The organism is Vibrio sp. VP6 (genome assembly GCF_028823755.1).
Classification (GTDB): domain Bacteria; phylum Pseudomonadota; class Gammaproteobacteria; order Enterobacterales; family Vibrionaceae; genus Vibrio; species Vibrio parahaemolyticus.
Genome location: NZ_JAPEID010000005.1, coordinates 137627 through 152413, shown reverse-complemented (window position 1 = coordinate 152413; position 14787 = coordinate 137627). Strand labels below are relative to the sequence as shown.

Annotated in this window: 16 protein-coding genes; 10 read left to right on the top strand and 6 right to left on the bottom strand. The window is 46.7% G+C overall.

Annotation, left to right across the window (positions count from 1 at the left end):
* Positions 1-8: 8 nt before the first annotated feature.
* The 5 genes from OU793_RS05410 to OU793_RS05390 all read left to right on the top strand — a co-directional run bounded on the left by OU793_RS05410 (position 9) and on the right by OU793_RS05390 (position 4729).
* Positions 9-1253 (top strand): ABC transporter substrate-binding protein, encoded by a 1245-nt coding sequence (locus OU793_RS05410; protein ID WP_140102986.1) that lies wholly within the window; start codon positions 9-11, stop codon positions 1251-1253.
* Positions 1254-1321: 68 nt separating this feature from the next.
* On the top strand, positions 1322-2143 hold the full coding sequence (locus tag OU793_RS05405) for an ABC transporter ATP-binding protein (protein WP_025573809.1): 822 nt from the start codon (positions 1322-1324) through the stop codon (positions 2141-2143).
* Between the two features lie 9 nt (positions 2144-2152).
* On the top strand, positions 2153-3355 hold the full coding sequence (locus tag OU793_RS05400) for a phenylacetate--CoA ligase family protein (protein WP_140102985.1): 1203 nt from the start codon (positions 2153-2155) through the stop codon (positions 3353-3355).
* Positions 3356-3520: 165 nt separating this feature from the next.
* The gene (locus OU793_RS05395; RefSeq protein ID WP_159404359.1) at positions 3521-4123 is read left to right on the top strand and encodes a methyltransferase domain-containing protein; all 603 of its coding nucleotides are present in this window, start codon (positions 3521-3523) and stop codon (positions 4121-4123) included.
* A gap of 189 nt (positions 4124-4312) precedes the next feature.
* Positions 4313-4729: a hypothetical protein gene (locus OU793_RS05390; protein ID WP_020838025.1), complete on the top strand. Its 417-nt coding sequence runs from the start codon at positions 4313-4315 to the stop codon at positions 4727-4729.
* A 182-nt stretch (positions 4730-4911) separates the two neighbouring features.
* Here OU793_RS05390 and OU793_RS05385 read toward each other — a convergent pair whose 3' ends face one another.
* A complete protein-coding gene (locus OU793_RS05385; protein ID WP_140102983.1) occupies positions 4912-5574 on the bottom strand; it encodes a cytochrome c family protein in 663 nt (220 codons plus the stop codon).
* Between the two features lie 43 nt (positions 5575-5617).
* Positions 5618-6931, bottom strand: a complete 1314-nt coding sequence (locus tag OU793_RS05380) for a molybdopterin-dependent oxidoreductase (RefSeq protein ID WP_025556166.1) — start codon at positions 6929-6931, stop codon at positions 5618-5620.
* Positions 6932-7165: 234 nt separating this feature from the next.
* On the opposite strand from OU793_RS05380, the gene OU793_RS05375 reads away from it, so the two are divergent.
* The 3 genes from OU793_RS05375 to OU793_RS05365 all read left to right on the top strand — a co-directional run bounded on the left by OU793_RS05375 (position 7166) and on the right by OU793_RS05365 (position 8808).
* Entirely contained in the window at positions 7166-7522 is a 357-nt protein-coding gene (locus OU793_RS05375) for a MerR family transcriptional regulator (protein ID WP_023623662.1), read from the top strand.
* Between the two features lie 58 nt (positions 7523-7580).
* Positions 7581-7958 (top strand): carboxymuconolactone decarboxylase family protein, encoded by a 378-nt coding sequence (locus OU793_RS05370; protein ID WP_005463606.1) that lies wholly within the window; start codon positions 7581-7583, stop codon positions 7956-7958.
* Positions 7959-8052: 94 nt separating this feature from the next.
* Complete coding sequence (locus tag OU793_RS05365; RefSeq protein WP_045345275.1) at positions 8053-8808, top strand: PhzF family phenazine biosynthesis protein; 756 nt, start codon at positions 8053-8055, stop codon at positions 8806-8808.
* Between the two features lie 70 nt (positions 8809-8878).
* Here OU793_RS05365 and OU793_RS05360 read toward each other — a convergent pair whose 3' ends face one another.
* The 3 genes from OU793_RS05360 to OU793_RS05350 are packed head-to-tail and all read right to left on the bottom strand — an operon-like array spanning position 8879 to position 11428.
* The gene (locus OU793_RS05360; RefSeq protein WP_015313385.1) at positions 8879-9007 is read right to left on the bottom strand and encodes a DUF2474 domain-containing protein; all 129 of its coding nucleotides are present in this window, start codon (positions 9005-9007) and stop codon (positions 8879-8881) included.
* 20 nt (positions 9008-9027) lie between these two features.
* Complete coding sequence (gene cydB / locus OU793_RS05355; protein ID WP_140102982.1) at positions 9028-10035, bottom strand: cytochrome d ubiquinol oxidase subunit II; 1008 nt, start codon at positions 10033-10035, stop codon at positions 9028-9030.
* A 28-nt stretch (positions 10036-10063) separates the two neighbouring features.
* The gene (locus OU793_RS05350; protein WP_120416948.1) at positions 10064-11428 is read right to left on the bottom strand and encodes a cytochrome ubiquinol oxidase subunit I; all 1365 of its coding nucleotides are present in this window, start codon (positions 11426-11428) and stop codon (positions 10064-10066) included.
* 136 nt (positions 11429-11564) lie between these two features.
* Between OU793_RS05350 and OU793_RS05345 the strand changes: the two genes are divergently transcribed.
* Complete coding sequence (locus OU793_RS05345; protein ID WP_180701466.1) at positions 11565-12998, top strand: PLP-dependent aminotransferase family protein; 1434 nt, start codon at positions 11565-11567, stop codon at positions 12996-12998.
* A 9-nt stretch (positions 12999-13007) separates the two neighbouring features.
* On the opposite strand, the gene OU793_RS05340 is transcribed toward OU793_RS05345, so the two are convergent.
* A complete protein-coding gene (locus OU793_RS05340) occupies positions 13008-13556 on the bottom strand; it encodes a sugar O-acetyltransferase (protein ID WP_029805709.1) in 549 nt (182 codons plus the stop codon).
* Between the two features lie 338 nt (positions 13557-13894).
* On the opposite strand from OU793_RS05340, the gene OU793_RS05335 reads away from it, so the two are divergent.
* Positions 13895-14761 carry a mechanosensitive ion channel family protein gene (locus OU793_RS05335; RefSeq protein ID WP_005463614.1) on the top strand — a complete coding sequence of 289 codons (867 nt, stop codon included), beginning with the start codon at positions 13895-13897 and terminating at the stop codon, positions 14759-14761.
* The last annotated feature ends 26 nt before the right edge of the window (positions 14762-14787 follow it).

Below are 14787 nucleotides of genomic sequence, written 5' to 3'. Positions count from 1 at the left end.
AACGAGTTATGAATAAAGGACATTTAGCGACAACGTTGGTGCTATCTTCGGCACTGTTTACTACCGCATCTTGGGCAAAAGATTCCGTTTTTGTCGGGCATCTGGTGGACTTTTCTGGTCCTACCGCATACGTCAGTAAGCCTTATGGTTCTGGTGTACGCGACGCCTTGCGTTGGATAAACCAAAATGGCGGCATCAACGGTACTGAGCTTGAATTTGAAACGGTAGACATGGCGTACAAGGTGCCAGTGGCGATTTCGAACTACAAACGTTGGGTTGCTCGCAAAAACATGGTGGCAATGCAAGGCTGGGGTACAGCGGATACCGAAGCACTGATCTCATTCGTAACCAAAGACAAAGTGCCGGTATTTTCGGCATCTTACTCAGGCCACCTAACGGACCCTACTGGTAAAAACCCGAAAACAGCCAAGCCTGCTCCGTATAACTTTTTCTATGGCGCTTCTTACTCGGATGCCTGTCGTGCATTGGTGAAATGGGCGAAAGAGGATTGGGAATCAAAAGGCAATACCACGGCACCTAAATTTACTCACATTGGTGATAACCATCCGTTCCCGAATGCACCAAAAGACGCGTGTGCGGAATACGCCAAAGAGCTGGGCTTTGAAGTGCAAAATCCTGTGGTTGTATCACTCAAACCGGGTGATTTCAAAGCGCAATGTCTGTCGCTAAAAGAATCCGGCACCAACTACGGTTACATCGCCAACTTAGGTGGCTCAGTCATTTCACTAGTGAAGTCGTGTAACACGGTTGGCACGGAATTCCAGTACATGGCGAATATCTGGGGTGGTGATAAACCCGTAATTGAAGCGGCAGGTGACGGTCTGAAAGATTACGTGTTCCCAGGTATGACGGCATTCTGGGGCGACGATAGCGAAGGCATGAAGCTGGTTCAGCAAATCTCCAAACTGTCCGAATCTGAGCCGGGCGAGTTCCGAACTCACCATTACATTCGCGGCGTTTGCTCAGCGTTCTACATGAAAGAAGCGATGGAATGGGCGAAGGACAATGGCGGCATTACGGGTGAAAACATCAAGAAAGGCATGTACGTTCACAAAAACTGGGTTCCAAAAGGTCTAGAGGGCGTGTGTATTCCTGCTAACTGGCAACCAGAAGATCATCGAGGCACAACCACCGTAAACGTGTTTATGGGTAACAACCAAGGCGGTGCAGTAGACATCAAGAAAGTGTCTCAGGTGACATTGTCACGCCGTGACGATTGGCTAGGTTACTAACAACAAAACAAGAACAGGTGAGGGGATACGATATACGTCATCCCTTCTCCTGAACAAGGAGTGGCTTGATGAGTGAATTAGCAAGGGATATAGAACCAGCGGAGATTTTACTCTCGGTAAACAACATCGAAGTGGTCTACGACGAAGTTATTTTGGTTCTGCGTGGCGTGAGCCTTGAAGTACCTAAAGGTCAAATCGTGACGCTGTTAGGCGCGAACGGGGCAGGTAAATCGACCACACTAAAAGCCATTTCGGGTTTGTTAAAAACCGAAGATGGTGAAGTGACTCGCGGTGAAATTAACTTCATGGGCGAGCGTATCGATAACAAAAGCCCAGAAGAGATTGTCCGTTCGGGCATTTTCCAAGTGATGGAAGGGCGTAGAATCGTCGAAGACATGACGGTTATCGAAAACCTTCGTTTAGGGGCGTTTACCCGCAACGACAACGAGGTTGAGCAAGACATCGAAATGGTGTTTGATTACTTCCCTCGACTCAAAGAACGAACTGGTCTCGCGGGCTATTTGTCGGGCGGTGAGCAGCAGATGTTGGCTATTGGCCGGGCATTGATGGCGCGCCCGAAAATGATCTTACTTGATGAGCCGTCGATGGGGCTTTCGCCACTACTGGTGAAAGAGGTGTTCAGCATCATTGAAAAGATCAACAAAGACCAAGGCATTACGATGTTGCTGGTGGAACAGAATGCGAACTTTGCGCTGCATGCTGCTGATTATGGCTACATCATGGAGTCAGGCAAGATTGTGCTCGATGGTACTAAACATGAGCTGCTCAATAATGAAGACGTCAAAGAGTTTTATCTTGGTGGTGGCGATGAAGAGCGTAAGAGCTTCAAGAATCTTAAGTCTTACAAACGTCGTAAGCGTTGGTTGTAAGGAGTGGTGATGAACGAATTATTCGATGCAAAAGAGTCTTTGTCTCCTGCTGAGAGAGAAGATTCGTTGTTTCAACGCTTGCCGACACTGATTGAAAACGCAAAAGCGAACAGCGAGCACTACGGCAACATTTTTGCGGATATAGACGCCTCAATCGCAAGTAACCGTGAAGGGCTCGCCCAGTTTCCGATTACTCGCAAATTCAATGTCCCAAGCCTGCAGCAACTCAAGCCGCCGTTTGGTGGTTTAAACAGCGTTGCGATTGGTCAGATGGCGCGTGTGTTTCAATCTCCGGGGCCTTTGTATGAGGCGCAAACGGATGAATCGGACTTCTGGCGTATGGGACGCGCGTTTCATGCCGCAGGATTTTGCCGTGGTGATTTGGTCCACAACACGCTCTCTTATCACTTCTCTCCGGGTGGATTCATTATGGATGGCGGTGCTAGAGCGTGTGGCTGCGCGGTATTTCCGGCTGGGGTAGGTAATACCGAAGCGCAGATTGAAGCGATCAAACAGCTTCAGCCGACGGGTTACACGGGAACGCCATCTTATTTGTTGACGCTGCTACAGAAATACCAAGAGCAATACGGCGAGTTACCTAGTTTTACCAAAGCGTTAGTTTCTGGTGAAGCCGTCACCGCAGATATGCAACAAGCGTTTACGGACAAAGGGATTGCTGTATTTCAAGCCTACGCGAGTGCCGAGCTTGGTTTGATTGCGTATCAAGTTGCTGGTGAGCAAGGCTTAGTGATTGCCGAAGATATTATTGTTGAAATCGTTGATCCCGACGGTATACCAGTACAACTGGGTGAGGTCGGAGAGGTGGTCGTTACCTCGCTTGATGACAAGTTTCCGCTGATTCGGTACGCAACGGGAGATTTATCGGCTTATTTAGACTCAGACTCCGATTTGCCACGCACAAATGCGCGAATAAAGGGTTGGATGGGGCGTGCGGACTCGGCGGTGAAAGTCAAAGGTCTGTTTGTGTATCCGCATCAGATTCAAGAAGTCTGTCGTCGCCACGATATTAAAGGCTCCTTGAAGATTGAGCGTGACGGCTTCAGCGATACCATCACATTCTGTTGTCATGATGTACATGTATCAGCAGAGGACATTCAAGCGACACTTCAATCCGTCACCAAACTGAAAGGCAATGTTCAGTTTGTCGCAAACGATGCGGATCAGCCCTTGATCAATGATTTGCGCAGTTAGATGAATAATAAGAACAGCCACGTCATTAACAACGTTAAACATCAACACTAGGCATTTAACGATAGGCTATAAAAGAAAAAGGGATACCGAGATTCATCGCGTATCCCTTTCTGTTTTGAGTGCATGCTTTTGTTGAATGTGTGCATGTAAGCGAGAACAAGAACGATGAAAAGCAAAGATTCACCAATCATCAATGAACAATTTTGGGATGCGCTGTTTTTCAACGGCACGATGCCTTGGGATCGTAACCAAACGCCAAACGAGCTGAAGCACTACTTAAAACGCATTGCTGACAAGGCTCACTCGGTGGTTATCCCTGGCTGCGGCGCAGCTTATGAAGTATCGCATTTTGTCGATTGCGGACATGACGTTATCGCGATGGATTACAGCGCAGAAGCCGTCAACCTTGCGAAATCTCAGCTTGGTCAATATCAAGATAAAGTGATGTTGGGTGATGTGTTTGGAGCAGAATTCTCACAACCGTTTGATGTGATTTACGAACGCGCTTTTTTAGCCGCATTACCGAGAGAGATGTGGGATGAGTATTTTGCAATGGTCGAACGTTTGCTGCCAAGTAATGGCTTGCTGGTGGGGTATTTTGTTATCAGCGACGACTACCGATCGCGTTTTCCTCCCTTTTGTTTGCGTAGCGGAGAGCTTGAACAAAAGCTAGCGGCCAACTTCAACCTAATCGAAAGCGCTCCCGTTACTGACAGCGTTGACGTGTTCAAAGGCAAAGAACAGTGGATGGTCTGGCAGAAGAAATGAGGTCATGGCGACTCAATCTGACATTGTTGGTGATCTTTAGTTGTCCAATTACCTATTAGTCGTTTAGCAGTTGACTCATTTTGGGATTAGATATGGAGACATAGATGATACCGAATAGACACCTTGCTATCCTCGAACTCCATTGCCTAGACTTTAATCTGATTACCCATGCTAAACGAAGGTATTTTCATGAAAATAATGTCTAAATGTAATGTGTTCGTTATCTCTTTATTCACTTTGGGGCTTTTAGGCTGCGCAAGCACGAAAGACAATATGGTGGCCAAAGGGTTTCCTGTTCAATATGCAGAGGGTTTTGATGACGGGTGTCACAGTGGATACAAAGCGGCTGGAAGCTTGTTTGATGAATTTAAGAAAGACATTTCCCGATTTAACTCTGATAAAAAGTATGCTCAAGGTTGGTCTGATGGATTCAGACAGTGTGAGAGTGAACAGGAAGCAATTGAGCGTCAAACCCGAATAACAATAGAGCAGCAAAAACTGATTGAACAACGCAAAGCCAATGAGCGCTCAGAGACATATCTTCTTGAAAAACATGCATTAGAAGGAGTCGATACAAGCGGACTTGAGAGTTTAACCCCCAAGTAGCGGTGGAGTATTGTGATTGCGAGTCGATGTACTTTCCATACATTTAGTATTTCGCAAAACGACGTAGATGTATGGAATGGGCCGCAGTCGCTTACTATAACTGGCGGTCGCGCGGAACTTCACTTTGTCCAAGGACAGGTTGAGTCTCGTGTAATCAAATAGCGATAGCAGCTGACGCTTGGTTACCCCCCATAATAGGTAGAAAGGTATTCCAGAATGGCTTCTCGGTCGTCGCCTGATAAATCTTCCATTCCTTGCTCCTCAATCATCCAGTCGAGGGTTTCATCCCATCTTTGGCGGCTTAGTCCTTGTTGTGTGACCATGTGTAACGAATGACAGGTTGAGCAGACTGCTGCGACGAGCTCCATATTCTCTCCCGGCGTTAATATCTCATCACCTGGCGATTTAACCTCCAATCCTGATGACGTCATATTCCAATTGGGTGGTGTCGGGTTTTTCGTCGCAAGCCATGCAATGATAGCCGCGCGCGCACCGGGATCTGTTACGCCAGGGAAGACCATGTTGGTTCCTTGCGCGAAGTCATTCGGAGCGGATAAAAATGCGTTCAACTTTTCAGCGTCCCACTTTCCTTGATGTTGTCTAATTCCGTCGCTGTAATTGAAGCCCTCAAAACTGGCGATATTGCGTTCTGCTAGCCCCCATAAGGGCGGGCCAACCACCGTTACGCCATTCGGCTCAAATTGATGGCAGGCTTTACAAACCATAGCTTGCTGCTCGCCTGCTGCAATCAACTCGTCGTTACTCGCAAGGACAGGGGCACTCAACAAAGCCAAAAGGGTGAAAGCGAGCAGGAGTACCCGCTCTGATGGTTGTTTTGTTCTCACCTTGTTATGTCCCCTAAGTTCTCACCATTCTGCTACTGACCCTTTAACTTCGTACAATCAATGCGATGCGGTGGAAAGTGTTGTTGAGGTAACCTTTCGGATTCCATGCGATGGCAAAAGGCTGGCTGACGCCTTGATCGTCAGTCGCTTTCGCCCACACTTCGTAGTAACCCGCTTGAGGGAACTTCACCTTAGCATTGAACGTTTGCCAAGCACCGTCGTTAGCAGGAGCTGCGAGGTCGGCATCCATCCATGTTGCGCCAAAATCAATCGAAATCTGCACTTTGGTCACTTTTCGGTCGCCAGACCAAGCATGTCCGCGAATGGCGATTTCATTGCCATTGACTTCTGTGTTGGTTTGCGGAGATGTGATGAGTGATTTTACTGGCATGCGCTCTATGATCTCGAAATCCTCTTTCGCCACGTTTTCTCCCGGGGCGACAGGTCGGTTAGGGACTCGATAGGAAGTGCCTGTCATCTTTGGTCCATCGTGTATTTGATCGCGAATTTGAATGCGAGTGAGCCATTTTTGCGAACAAGAACCCGGCCAACCTGGAACCACTAAACGCAATGGCGCGCCATTCATAGGGTGAAGCGCTTCGCCGTTTTGGGCAAAGGCGATGAGATTTTCACTGCTCATGGCTTTAGCGATGGGTACGCCACGAGAAATTGGTAACTTGCCTTCTTTGCCTGAAAGATGCTTGTCGGCACCATAGTGCGCGGTGTAAATGGCTCCGTCTTTTACGCCTGCGGCTTTGAGCACGTCGGCCAAGCGAACGCCTGTCCAACTGGAGCAAGCCACAGCGCCGTAAGTCCATTGATTACCGGATGCTTTGGGATCAAAGAAAGCACGGCCGTTACCGCCACATTCAACGACCAGTTGTTGTTCTACGACATCGAAGTTCTTTTTGAGATCGGCAATCGACAGCGACATTGGTTTGTCGACCAATCCATCAATGGTCAACGTCCAAGTTTCAGGGTTCACGTCTGCTGGTGGAATACCGTTGTTGCGAATGAAATGGCGTCGAGTTGGAGTTACGTCGTCATTCAACAAATGGGGTGGGGTTTCTGCATTCATCGGTCTGTCGTTGAGGACCGTTAAACCGTCTTTGCCTTCGATCATGACGTCATCAAGACCCTCTGCAAAAGCTGCGGGGATGATGCCAGCCGGCATATTACGGTGAAATGGGATAAATCCACCAAGCGCGGCGGCCATGGTCGCTAAACCAGCGCCTTTTAGAAAACCGCGCCTGTCTGGGTAGCTGACTCGTCCAAAGACTTTCTCATCCGCAGATTTGGGATTGTTTTCATAATATTTATAGATCCCTTGCGGTTTGTTTTTCTCGTTCTCACTCATGATGTGTTCCTTTGTCGGCACACGCCCAAGAACTGCTACGTCATTCTCGTCCCTTAGTTCGTATCGCCGATCTCTACAGTTGCCTTACTAAAGGGTTTACATCAATAAAAGTAGACGACTATTTATAGTCTTAACAACATCGGTAAGAAACTAGACTGCTTGCTTTGCAAAGGGTATCCATAGTGTGGTTACATTACTTGTGGTCACAGGAAGGGATAATCTTCGGTGAAAATAATGAATATGAAAGAGTTTTCCAGCGCAGTTGGGTTGTCGTCTTACACGCTTAGATACTATGAAAAAATTGGCTTACTGAAACATGTCCACCGAAATAGCAGTGGGCACCGTGTCTACACACATCGAGATATTGATTGGGTCAACTTCATCAAGCGGCTGAAAGAGACGGGAATGCCGTTAGAAGAGATTCAAGAATATGCTTCATTGAGGGAGATAGGCTCGCAAACGACTGCTGACAGACAAAAGCTTTTGGAAGTTCATCGAGATAATTTAATCGAACATATCCGACAACAAAATGAGCATCTGAAACGATTAGAAGAAAAAATAAATCTGTATAAAAGCGGAAAAGTACGTTGACTTAGAGTTCACTCTAACTTGTAAGGTGTGCGGGTATTCACTCAAAGGAGCACACAAAATGGAAAATACGCGATTTCAAACAGGGCTAGAACAGTTATCAAAAATCGATGGAGAGGCTGGCCAAAAAGTTATCGAAAGCCTGAACGACATTTGCCCTGATTTAGCAAAGTTCACGATTGAGTACCCGTTTGGCGACATCTACACCCGTGAAGGGCTAGATCTAAAATCGCGAGAGATCGCTACGGTGTCCGCATTGACGGCGATGGGGAACTGTACTCCACAGCTTAAAGTGCATTTACACGCTGCGCTAAACGTTGGTTGCACGGAAGAAGAGATCAAAGAAGTGATCATACAAATGTCTGTTTACGCAGGATTTCCAGCTGCATTAAATGGCATGTTTGCCTTTAAAGAAGTACTCTCGGAAAGGCAGGTTTAGCTGCTTGCAAGCAACATTGAAAGTGAGCGTTAGGAGTCTCTAACGCTTTTATTTTTATATTTTTTAACGCGTTATTAAACCGCAAGGATGGTGGATGATTAAAGCGCAAATATATGATGTATTTTGTGATGAGTTGGCTCAAGGTAACCCTTGTGGCGTTGTCGAACTAAATCACTGGCTGAGTGATTCTGAGTTACTTCAAATCACTCATCAGGTCGCTCAACCTGTCACATCATTTGTGGTTCAGTCTGGCAGTGACTACCACATTCGTTGGTTTACTCTAGCAGGGGAAATCAACTTATGCGGACATGGGAGTTTAGGCGCAGGAGCCGCGCTCATTTCTAAATATCATCAGAATGAGGTCATTCTTCAAAGTTCGCATGGTCATATTACTGTTTCTGAACTGGATGGAATGTTCAGGATTGTGATGCCAAGTTGGCAAGCTAAGCCTCATGCCATCCCCTTGGATATTTCAGGCTTCTCCAATCGCCCCATAGATGCTTTTACAACGCGTGATTTGGTTGTTGTTCTCGAATCCGAAGATGATGTTGTTCGCTATCAACCTAACTTTGATGAGCTGATTAAAATTGATGAGTTTCATGCTGTCATCGTGACGGCTCAAAGTTCTGATAGTGGCTATGTGTTGCGTTACTTTGCACCTAAAATCGGTATTTCAGAAGACCTTGCCACAGGCTCGGCTCAGTGCTCATTAGCGCCTTATTGGTTTGAAAAGCTGGGCAAAGAAAAATTGACGGCTCGTCAGCTATCTCGTGCTGGTGGTTATTTTGAAGTGGCTCGTGGTTCAGAATCTACTATCGTATTGTCTGCACACGTAAAAAGTCGCACTTAACTTTAAACGCCTCTAGCTCTGACCAAGAACCGGAGGCGGTCGATTTTTTGATTGTCCTATAAGTGCCGAGCTAAGATTTTAACCCTGCAGCGGTCATCATGACGCGAAACAGCATTGATACGAACCCCAGAGCTAGCACACTGGCCGCCCAGATCCCAACCATCCAAGCCCATTGGCGACACCAATTTTTGATTTTCATACTCACTCCTTGCCAACTCGTTAATGGTACGCTTCGTCTTCTTTCACTTTTCCGGAGAAGACGTAGTAACTCCAAAAGGTGTAAGCCAGAATGATCGGGATGATGATCACCGCTCCAACGAGCATAAAGCGCTGACTGCTTGCAGGAGCCGCTGCTTCCCATATCGATATGTTAGGAGGAATGATATTTGGCCAGATACTGATGCCAAGCCCAGCGAACCCGAGAATCACGATCACCAATGCCATCACGAAAGGGCTGCGCTCTTTTCGCTTTTTTACGGAGTCGGCAATCTTCAAACAGACCAGCCCAGTAATGACAGGTACGGGCAGTAAGTAGAACAAATTGGGCAGAGAAAACCATCTTTCCGCAATGGCAGGGTAAGCAAGTGGGGTCCAAGCGCTCACAATGATTAATGCGGAGATCATCGCCAGTAGTGTTTTGTTAGTGAAGCGATACATCGTGTTTTGCAGTGCACCTTCCGTTTTCATGATGAGCCATGTGCTACCGAGCAGCGCGTACGTTGTGACTAAACCCAAGCCGCAAAATATGGGAAAAGGGGTGAGCCAGTCTAGTTGGCTACCCACGAAAACGCGGTTTTCCACCGTAAAGCCCTGAATTACCGCGCCAACAACGATGCCTTGGAAAAACGTGGTTAAAATCGAGCCGACCATAAAAGAGCGGTCCCAGAACTTTAAGTGATTTTCCAATGCTTTAAAGCGAAACTCAAACGCTACGCCACGAAAGATCAAAGCAATCAACATCAACGTCAAAGGGATGGTTAGCGCTTCAATAATTACCGCGTAAGCCATGGGAAAAGCGCCAAATAGAGATGCACCTCCAAGCACAATCCAAGTTTCGTTTCCGTCCCAAACTGGCGCGACACTGTTGACCATGACGTCTTTTTGTTTTTCATCCTTGATGAAGGGCATCAGTATTCCAATACCTAAATCGAAGCCATCCATGATGATGTACATCAAAGTGGCAAAAACGATGATCGCGAACCAAATCACGGATAAATCAAAATGCATATTCTCTACCTTAACTTTGTGACAAATTCTAGATGCGGCCTGAAACGGTCGTCATGTCGTGCTCATCGTGCTCGATTGCATCGGGGCCTTTCTTGATTTGGTGGATCATGTAGTAATACCCAAAACCAAACACCAAGCTGTACACAACAAGGAAACACAGCAGGCTGATGCTCATTTGTAGGTCTCCGTGTGCAGAAACCGCGTCACGCGTTTTTTGTACGCCATACACCACCCAAGGTTGCCGACCAACCTCTGTCGTAAACCAGCCAGCGAGTATTGCGATAAGACCAGATGGCCCCATAAATAATGAAAATTTGAGGAACCAACGCGAGGTATAAAGCGTGTTCTTTTTTCGTAACCACATGCTGTAGAAGCTTTGAAAAATCATCAGAAGTCCTAGCCCGACCATGATTCGAAATGACCAAAAGACGATAGGTGAGTTCGGTCGTTCCTCTTTCGGGAAGTCTTTCAGCGCCGGGATTGGCTCAGTTAAACTGTGGCGTAGGATCAAACTTCCTAGAACAGGAATTTCTATGGCATAGTCTGTGCGTTCTTGTTCCATGTTTGGCATGCCGAACAATATCAATGGGGTTGGTTTGCCATCGCTGTTATCCCAATGTCCTTCGATGGCGGCAATTTTGGCGGGCTGGTATTCTAAGGTGTTTAACCCGTGTACATCGCCAATCACGGCTTGGAGTGGAGCAAGGAACACTAAGATCCCGAGCGACATCGAAAACATGGTTTTTACCGCAGTCGATTGATTGCCTCTCAATAAATGCCAAGCGGCTGACGCGCCTACAAAGAGTGCTGAACTGACGAAAGCCGCGACGCTCATGTGCGCCAAACGATAAGGAAATGAAGGATTGAAAACGATAGCAAACCAGTCGGTTGGTACCACACGTCCGTCGACAATTTCATAGCCTTGTGGCGTTTGCATCCAACTGTTGGAGGCGAGAATCCAGAACGTCGAAATGATCGTGCCTAACGCCACCATCGAGGTTGCAAAAAAGTGCAGCTTTTCGCCGACGCGACGCCACCCAAACAGCATTACGCCAAGAAATCCGGCTTCGAGAAAGAAAGCCGTTAACACTTCATAAGTCAGTAATGGGCCAGTGATAGAACCAGCGAAGTCGGAGAAACCACTCCAGTTGGTGCCGAATTGATAGGCCATGACAAGACCAGATACAACACCCATTCCAAAGTTAACCGCAAAAATTTTCGACCAGAAGTGGTAGAGCTTTTGGTAATCGGGATTACGTGTTTTTAGCCATAAGCCTTCCAGCACGGCGAGATAGGTGGCCAAACCTATGGTGATAGCGGGGAAAATAATATGAAAGGATACCGTAAAGGCGAACTGTATCCGTGCAAGCATAAATGCGTCGAGGCCAAACATTAAACTTCCTTTGATCTTTTAAGTTTTATGAGAGAGCTATTTTAAAAGGAGCGGAATGAGGGAAGTAGGTACAGACAGTGACTATAAACCTATAACAGATTAAATATTGAAGTGTTATTATTTTGAATTCAGCTTTATGGAGGGGGATTTGCGTTTGGCGAAGTATCAAGAGTTAGTGGAACAGCTTAAAAGGCAGATAAAATCGGGGATATGGCATCCGGGTGACAAACTGCCTTCTCTGCGTCGCCAATCTGAACACTCGGGTTTGAGCTTGATGACGGTATTGCACGCTTATCAAATTCTGGACTCTCAAGGCTGGGTCACCTCACAGCCGCGCTCTGGTTATCGAGTCGCTCCCAATATTAAGAGTTCAAATGAACCCCAAGCGTCAGCCGCGGTTTCGTGGACAGAGCAGGTAGACATCAATGAGTTTATCTTTGATGTGCTGCAGGCGAGTAAAAATCCATCCATGATCAATTTTGGCTTTGCCTATCCAGATCCAAGTTTGTACCCACGATATCACGTGAATCGGGCGATGAGCGCAGCCGCTCGCAATATGCCGATTTCCACCACCTTTGATAACTTACCGCCGGGAAACGAGCAATTACGCACCATCATCGCGAAGCGTTATGCTGCGAAAGGCATTGAAATTTCACCCGATGAAATTGTCATTACGGCAGGCGCGCTGGAGGCGTTAACGCTCAGTTTGCAAGCCTGCACAAGACCGGGAGATTGGGTGGTTGTGGAGTCGCCTGCATTCTACGGTGCATTACAATCCTTAGAGCGGTTAGGTTTGAAAGCGCTCTCAGTAAGAACAGACCCAGTCACGGGCATTGACCTAGATTCATTGGAACGAGCGCTGCAAACACACGATGTGAAAGCATGTTGGCTGATGTCGAACTTCCAAAATCCTCTGGGTTTTACGCTCTCCAACGAGAAAAAACAAAAGCTGATTGAGCTGACACAGCGATATAACGTGCCAGTGATTGAAGATGATGTGTACAGCGAACTGCATGCCGAGAATGACTCGGTTTACCCACTAAGAATGTTTGATGACATGGGCAATACCATGTTGTGCTCGTCGTTTTCAAAATCGTTAATCGCAGGGCTACGTATTGGTTGGGTTGCGGCGGGAAAGCGGGCGCTAGAGGTACAAAAGTTACAGTTAATGAGTACATTAGCGACGAGTGCACCAGTGCAAATGACATTGGTGCATTATTTAACAAGCCGCAATTATGAATCGCATTTGAAGCAGTTACGGAAAAAGCTGTTTGAACGTAAAAGTAAGATGACGGATCTGCTTAATGAGCTGTTACCTGAAGAAGTCAAAGTGTTAAGCCAAAGCGGCGGGTACTTTATTTGGTTAGAGCTTCCCAAGCATATCGACGCCTTGCAGATATATCGAGAAGCGCTAAAAGATAATATCAGCATCGCACCGGGAAAGATGTTCAGCCTGACAGAACAATACGATCACTGTATTCGTCTTAACGCTTCTTTTGAGCTTAATGACAAATACGTCCATGCTCTCAATTTGCTTGCCAACATTATTCGCTGTCATTTGGCGAAATAGCGACTTTCTTCAGTTTTTTGGTTTAATGGAGCGCGCCGGATTTCCAGCAACTCGATCGCCCGGTGCAACGTCTTTGGTTACAACAGAGCCAGCGCCGACGACGGCCTCATCGCCAATGGTCACGCCTGGCAGTATGATTGCGCCCCCACCAATCCAAACGTTATTGCCAATTTTTACCGGTTTGGCGATCTCATCTCCGGCTAAGCGTCTTTGTGTATCGAGTGAATGAGCGGCTGTGTAAATTTGCACTCTAGGTCCAATCATGACGTTCGCGCCAATCTCAACCTGCCCATTGTCCAGAATAATGGCATCCCAGTTGATGTAGGAGTTTTCCCCGATGGACAAGTGACAACCGTAGGTAAGTTGAAGCGGTGGCTCTATACAGGCGCTGTTTTCTAATTGGACGCCCATTTCTGCCAATAGTTGTCTACGTATATCTGGGTTTGCCTCGTGGTTAAATTGGAAGACAAGCTGCGCGGTTTTGGCGCGCATTAGCTTTAGTTCTTCATCCAGGCAATTATAGGTTTCCCCAGAGCGCATCCGAGTCAGTTCTGACATAACAATCATTCCATCAATATTATTTGCAACAAGGTGCACAATAATAAGTGAGAGTGATTCGAAGTGAAAATTTGATGCTTAAAAATCAGAAAGTTATCACTGATTTGCCTTGCGTATTCAGTCGGTTGATTGGCTCGTTTAGTACACAAAGACGTGCTCCTTAAATGGCTTAATCGTGTTGAAGCCAAAGCGGGAAACCACTCGAAGCGTTTTACGTAGATTACAATATAGTTAATAAGAAGAACTTAATTGAGCCACTTGCGCTATCGATTGGGCTAAAAATATAAGACTTATGCGCTCTGGCTTGCTGGCAACGATGAATCAAGAGTGAGCACTTTATGTTCGAACGGGTCATTTCATTTTTAGAAACAACGCTGTTTACCTTTAACGAACAACCTATCACGTTGTGGGCGATATTGATGGTGCCGACATGGGTGATTGTCGCTTTATGGTTGTCCAAAATTTTAATCAAAACCGTTACGTCAAGAATGTCTTCATCCGGGAAAGATCCAAACGTCATTCATTTGGTTAAACGGATATTATTTGTCATCGCTCTCGCCATTATTTTTATGACCACACTTTCGATGATCAATGTGCCAATTACCGCGTTCGCCTTTCTGTCTGGTGCCATCGCTATCGGCTTCGGTTTTGGTGCACAAAACATCATTAACAACTTCATAAGTGGCTGGATTTTGATTGGTGAAAAGCCAATCCGAATTGGGGACTTTTTAGAGGTTGAGGGCGCCAAAGGCATTGTCGAGCAAATAAATACACGTTCAACTCGAATCAGGCGAACCGATGGCGTTCACATGCTCATTCCCAACAGTCAGTTGATTGAGAACGTGGTGATCAACTGGACGTTATGCGACAGATTAGTCCGTGGCTCGGTCGTCGTCGGCGTCGCGTATGGGAGCGATGTCAAACAGGTTGCTGCCTTAATGGCGGAAGTGACTTCGCAGCAAGCGCAAGTTCTGAGTTCACCAGCTCCAGACGTGTTTTTTCAAGACTTTGGCGATAATGCTTTGATCTTCGAATCTTATTTTTGGATCAACTCAACGGTTGAAGGCGGGATTCGATCGGTCGCAAGTGCCATACGTTTTGAAATCTATGAAGCTTTCGAAAAGCACGGTATTGAAATCGCGTTTCCACAACGAGATGTGCACATTGATGGGGAAATCAAGTTGTCTAGGGAGAGAAACGGATAGGGCGATAAGCGGTGTAGGTGCCCTTA

Excerpts from the sequence above, each read along its gene's own strand:
- OU793_RS05410 (WP_140102986.1), top strand. The coding sequence starts at position 9 with ATGAATAAAGGACATTTAGCGACAACGTTGGTGCTATCTTCGGCACTG.
- OU793_RS05405 (WP_025573809.1), top strand. The coding sequence starts at position 1,322 with ATGAGTGAATTAGCAAGGGATATAGAACCAGCGGAGATTTTACTCTCG.
- OU793_RS05400 (WP_140102985.1), top strand. The coding sequence starts at position 2,153 with ATGAACGAATTATTCGATGCAAAAGAGTCTTTGTCTCCTGCTGAGAGA.
- OU793_RS05395 (WP_159404359.1), top strand. The coding sequence starts at position 3,521 with ATGAAAAGCAAAGATTCACCAATCATCAATGAACAATTTTGGGATGCG.
- OU793_RS05390 (WP_020838025.1), top strand. The coding sequence starts at position 4,313 with ATGAAAATAATGTCTAAATGTAATGTGTTCGTTATCTCTTTATTCACT.
- OU793_RS05380 (WP_025556166.1), bottom strand. The coding sequence starts at position 6,931 with ATGAGTGAGAACGAGAAAAACAAACCGCAAGGGATCTATAAATATTAT.
- OU793_RS05375 (WP_023623662.1), top strand. The coding sequence starts at position 7,166 with ATGAATATGAAAGAGTTTTCCAGCGCAGTTGGGTTGTCGTCTTACACG.
- OU793_RS05370 (WP_005463606.1), top strand. The coding sequence starts at position 7,581 with ATGGAAAATACGCGATTTCAAACAGGGCTAGAACAGTTATCAAAAATC.
- OU793_RS05365 (WP_045345275.1), top strand. The coding sequence starts at position 8,053 with ATGATTAAAGCGCAAATATATGATGTATTTTGTGATGAGTTGGCTCAA.
- OU793_RS05360 (WP_015313385.1), bottom strand. The coding sequence starts at position 9,007 with ATGAAAATCAAAAATTGGTGTCGCCAATGGGCTTGGATGGTTGGGATC.
- cydB (WP_140102982.1), bottom strand. The coding sequence starts at position 10,035 with ATGCATTTTGATTTATCCGTGATTTGGTTCGCGATCATCGTTTTTGCC.
- OU793_RS05350 (WP_120416948.1), bottom strand. The coding sequence starts at position 11,428 with ATGTTTGGCCTCGACGCATTTATGCTTGCACGGATACAGTTCGCCTTT.
- OU793_RS05345 (WP_180701466.1), top strand. The coding sequence starts at position 11,565 with ATGGAGGGGGATTTGCGTTTGGCGAAGTATCAAGAGTTAGTGGAACAG.
- OU793_RS05340 (WP_029805709.1), bottom strand. The coding sequence starts at position 13,556 with ATGTCAGAACTGACTCGGATGCGCTCTGGGGAAACCTATAATTGCCTG.
- OU793_RS05335 (WP_005463614.1), top strand. The coding sequence starts at position 13,895 with ATGTTCGAACGGGTCATTTCATTTTTAGAAACAACGCTGTTTACCTTT.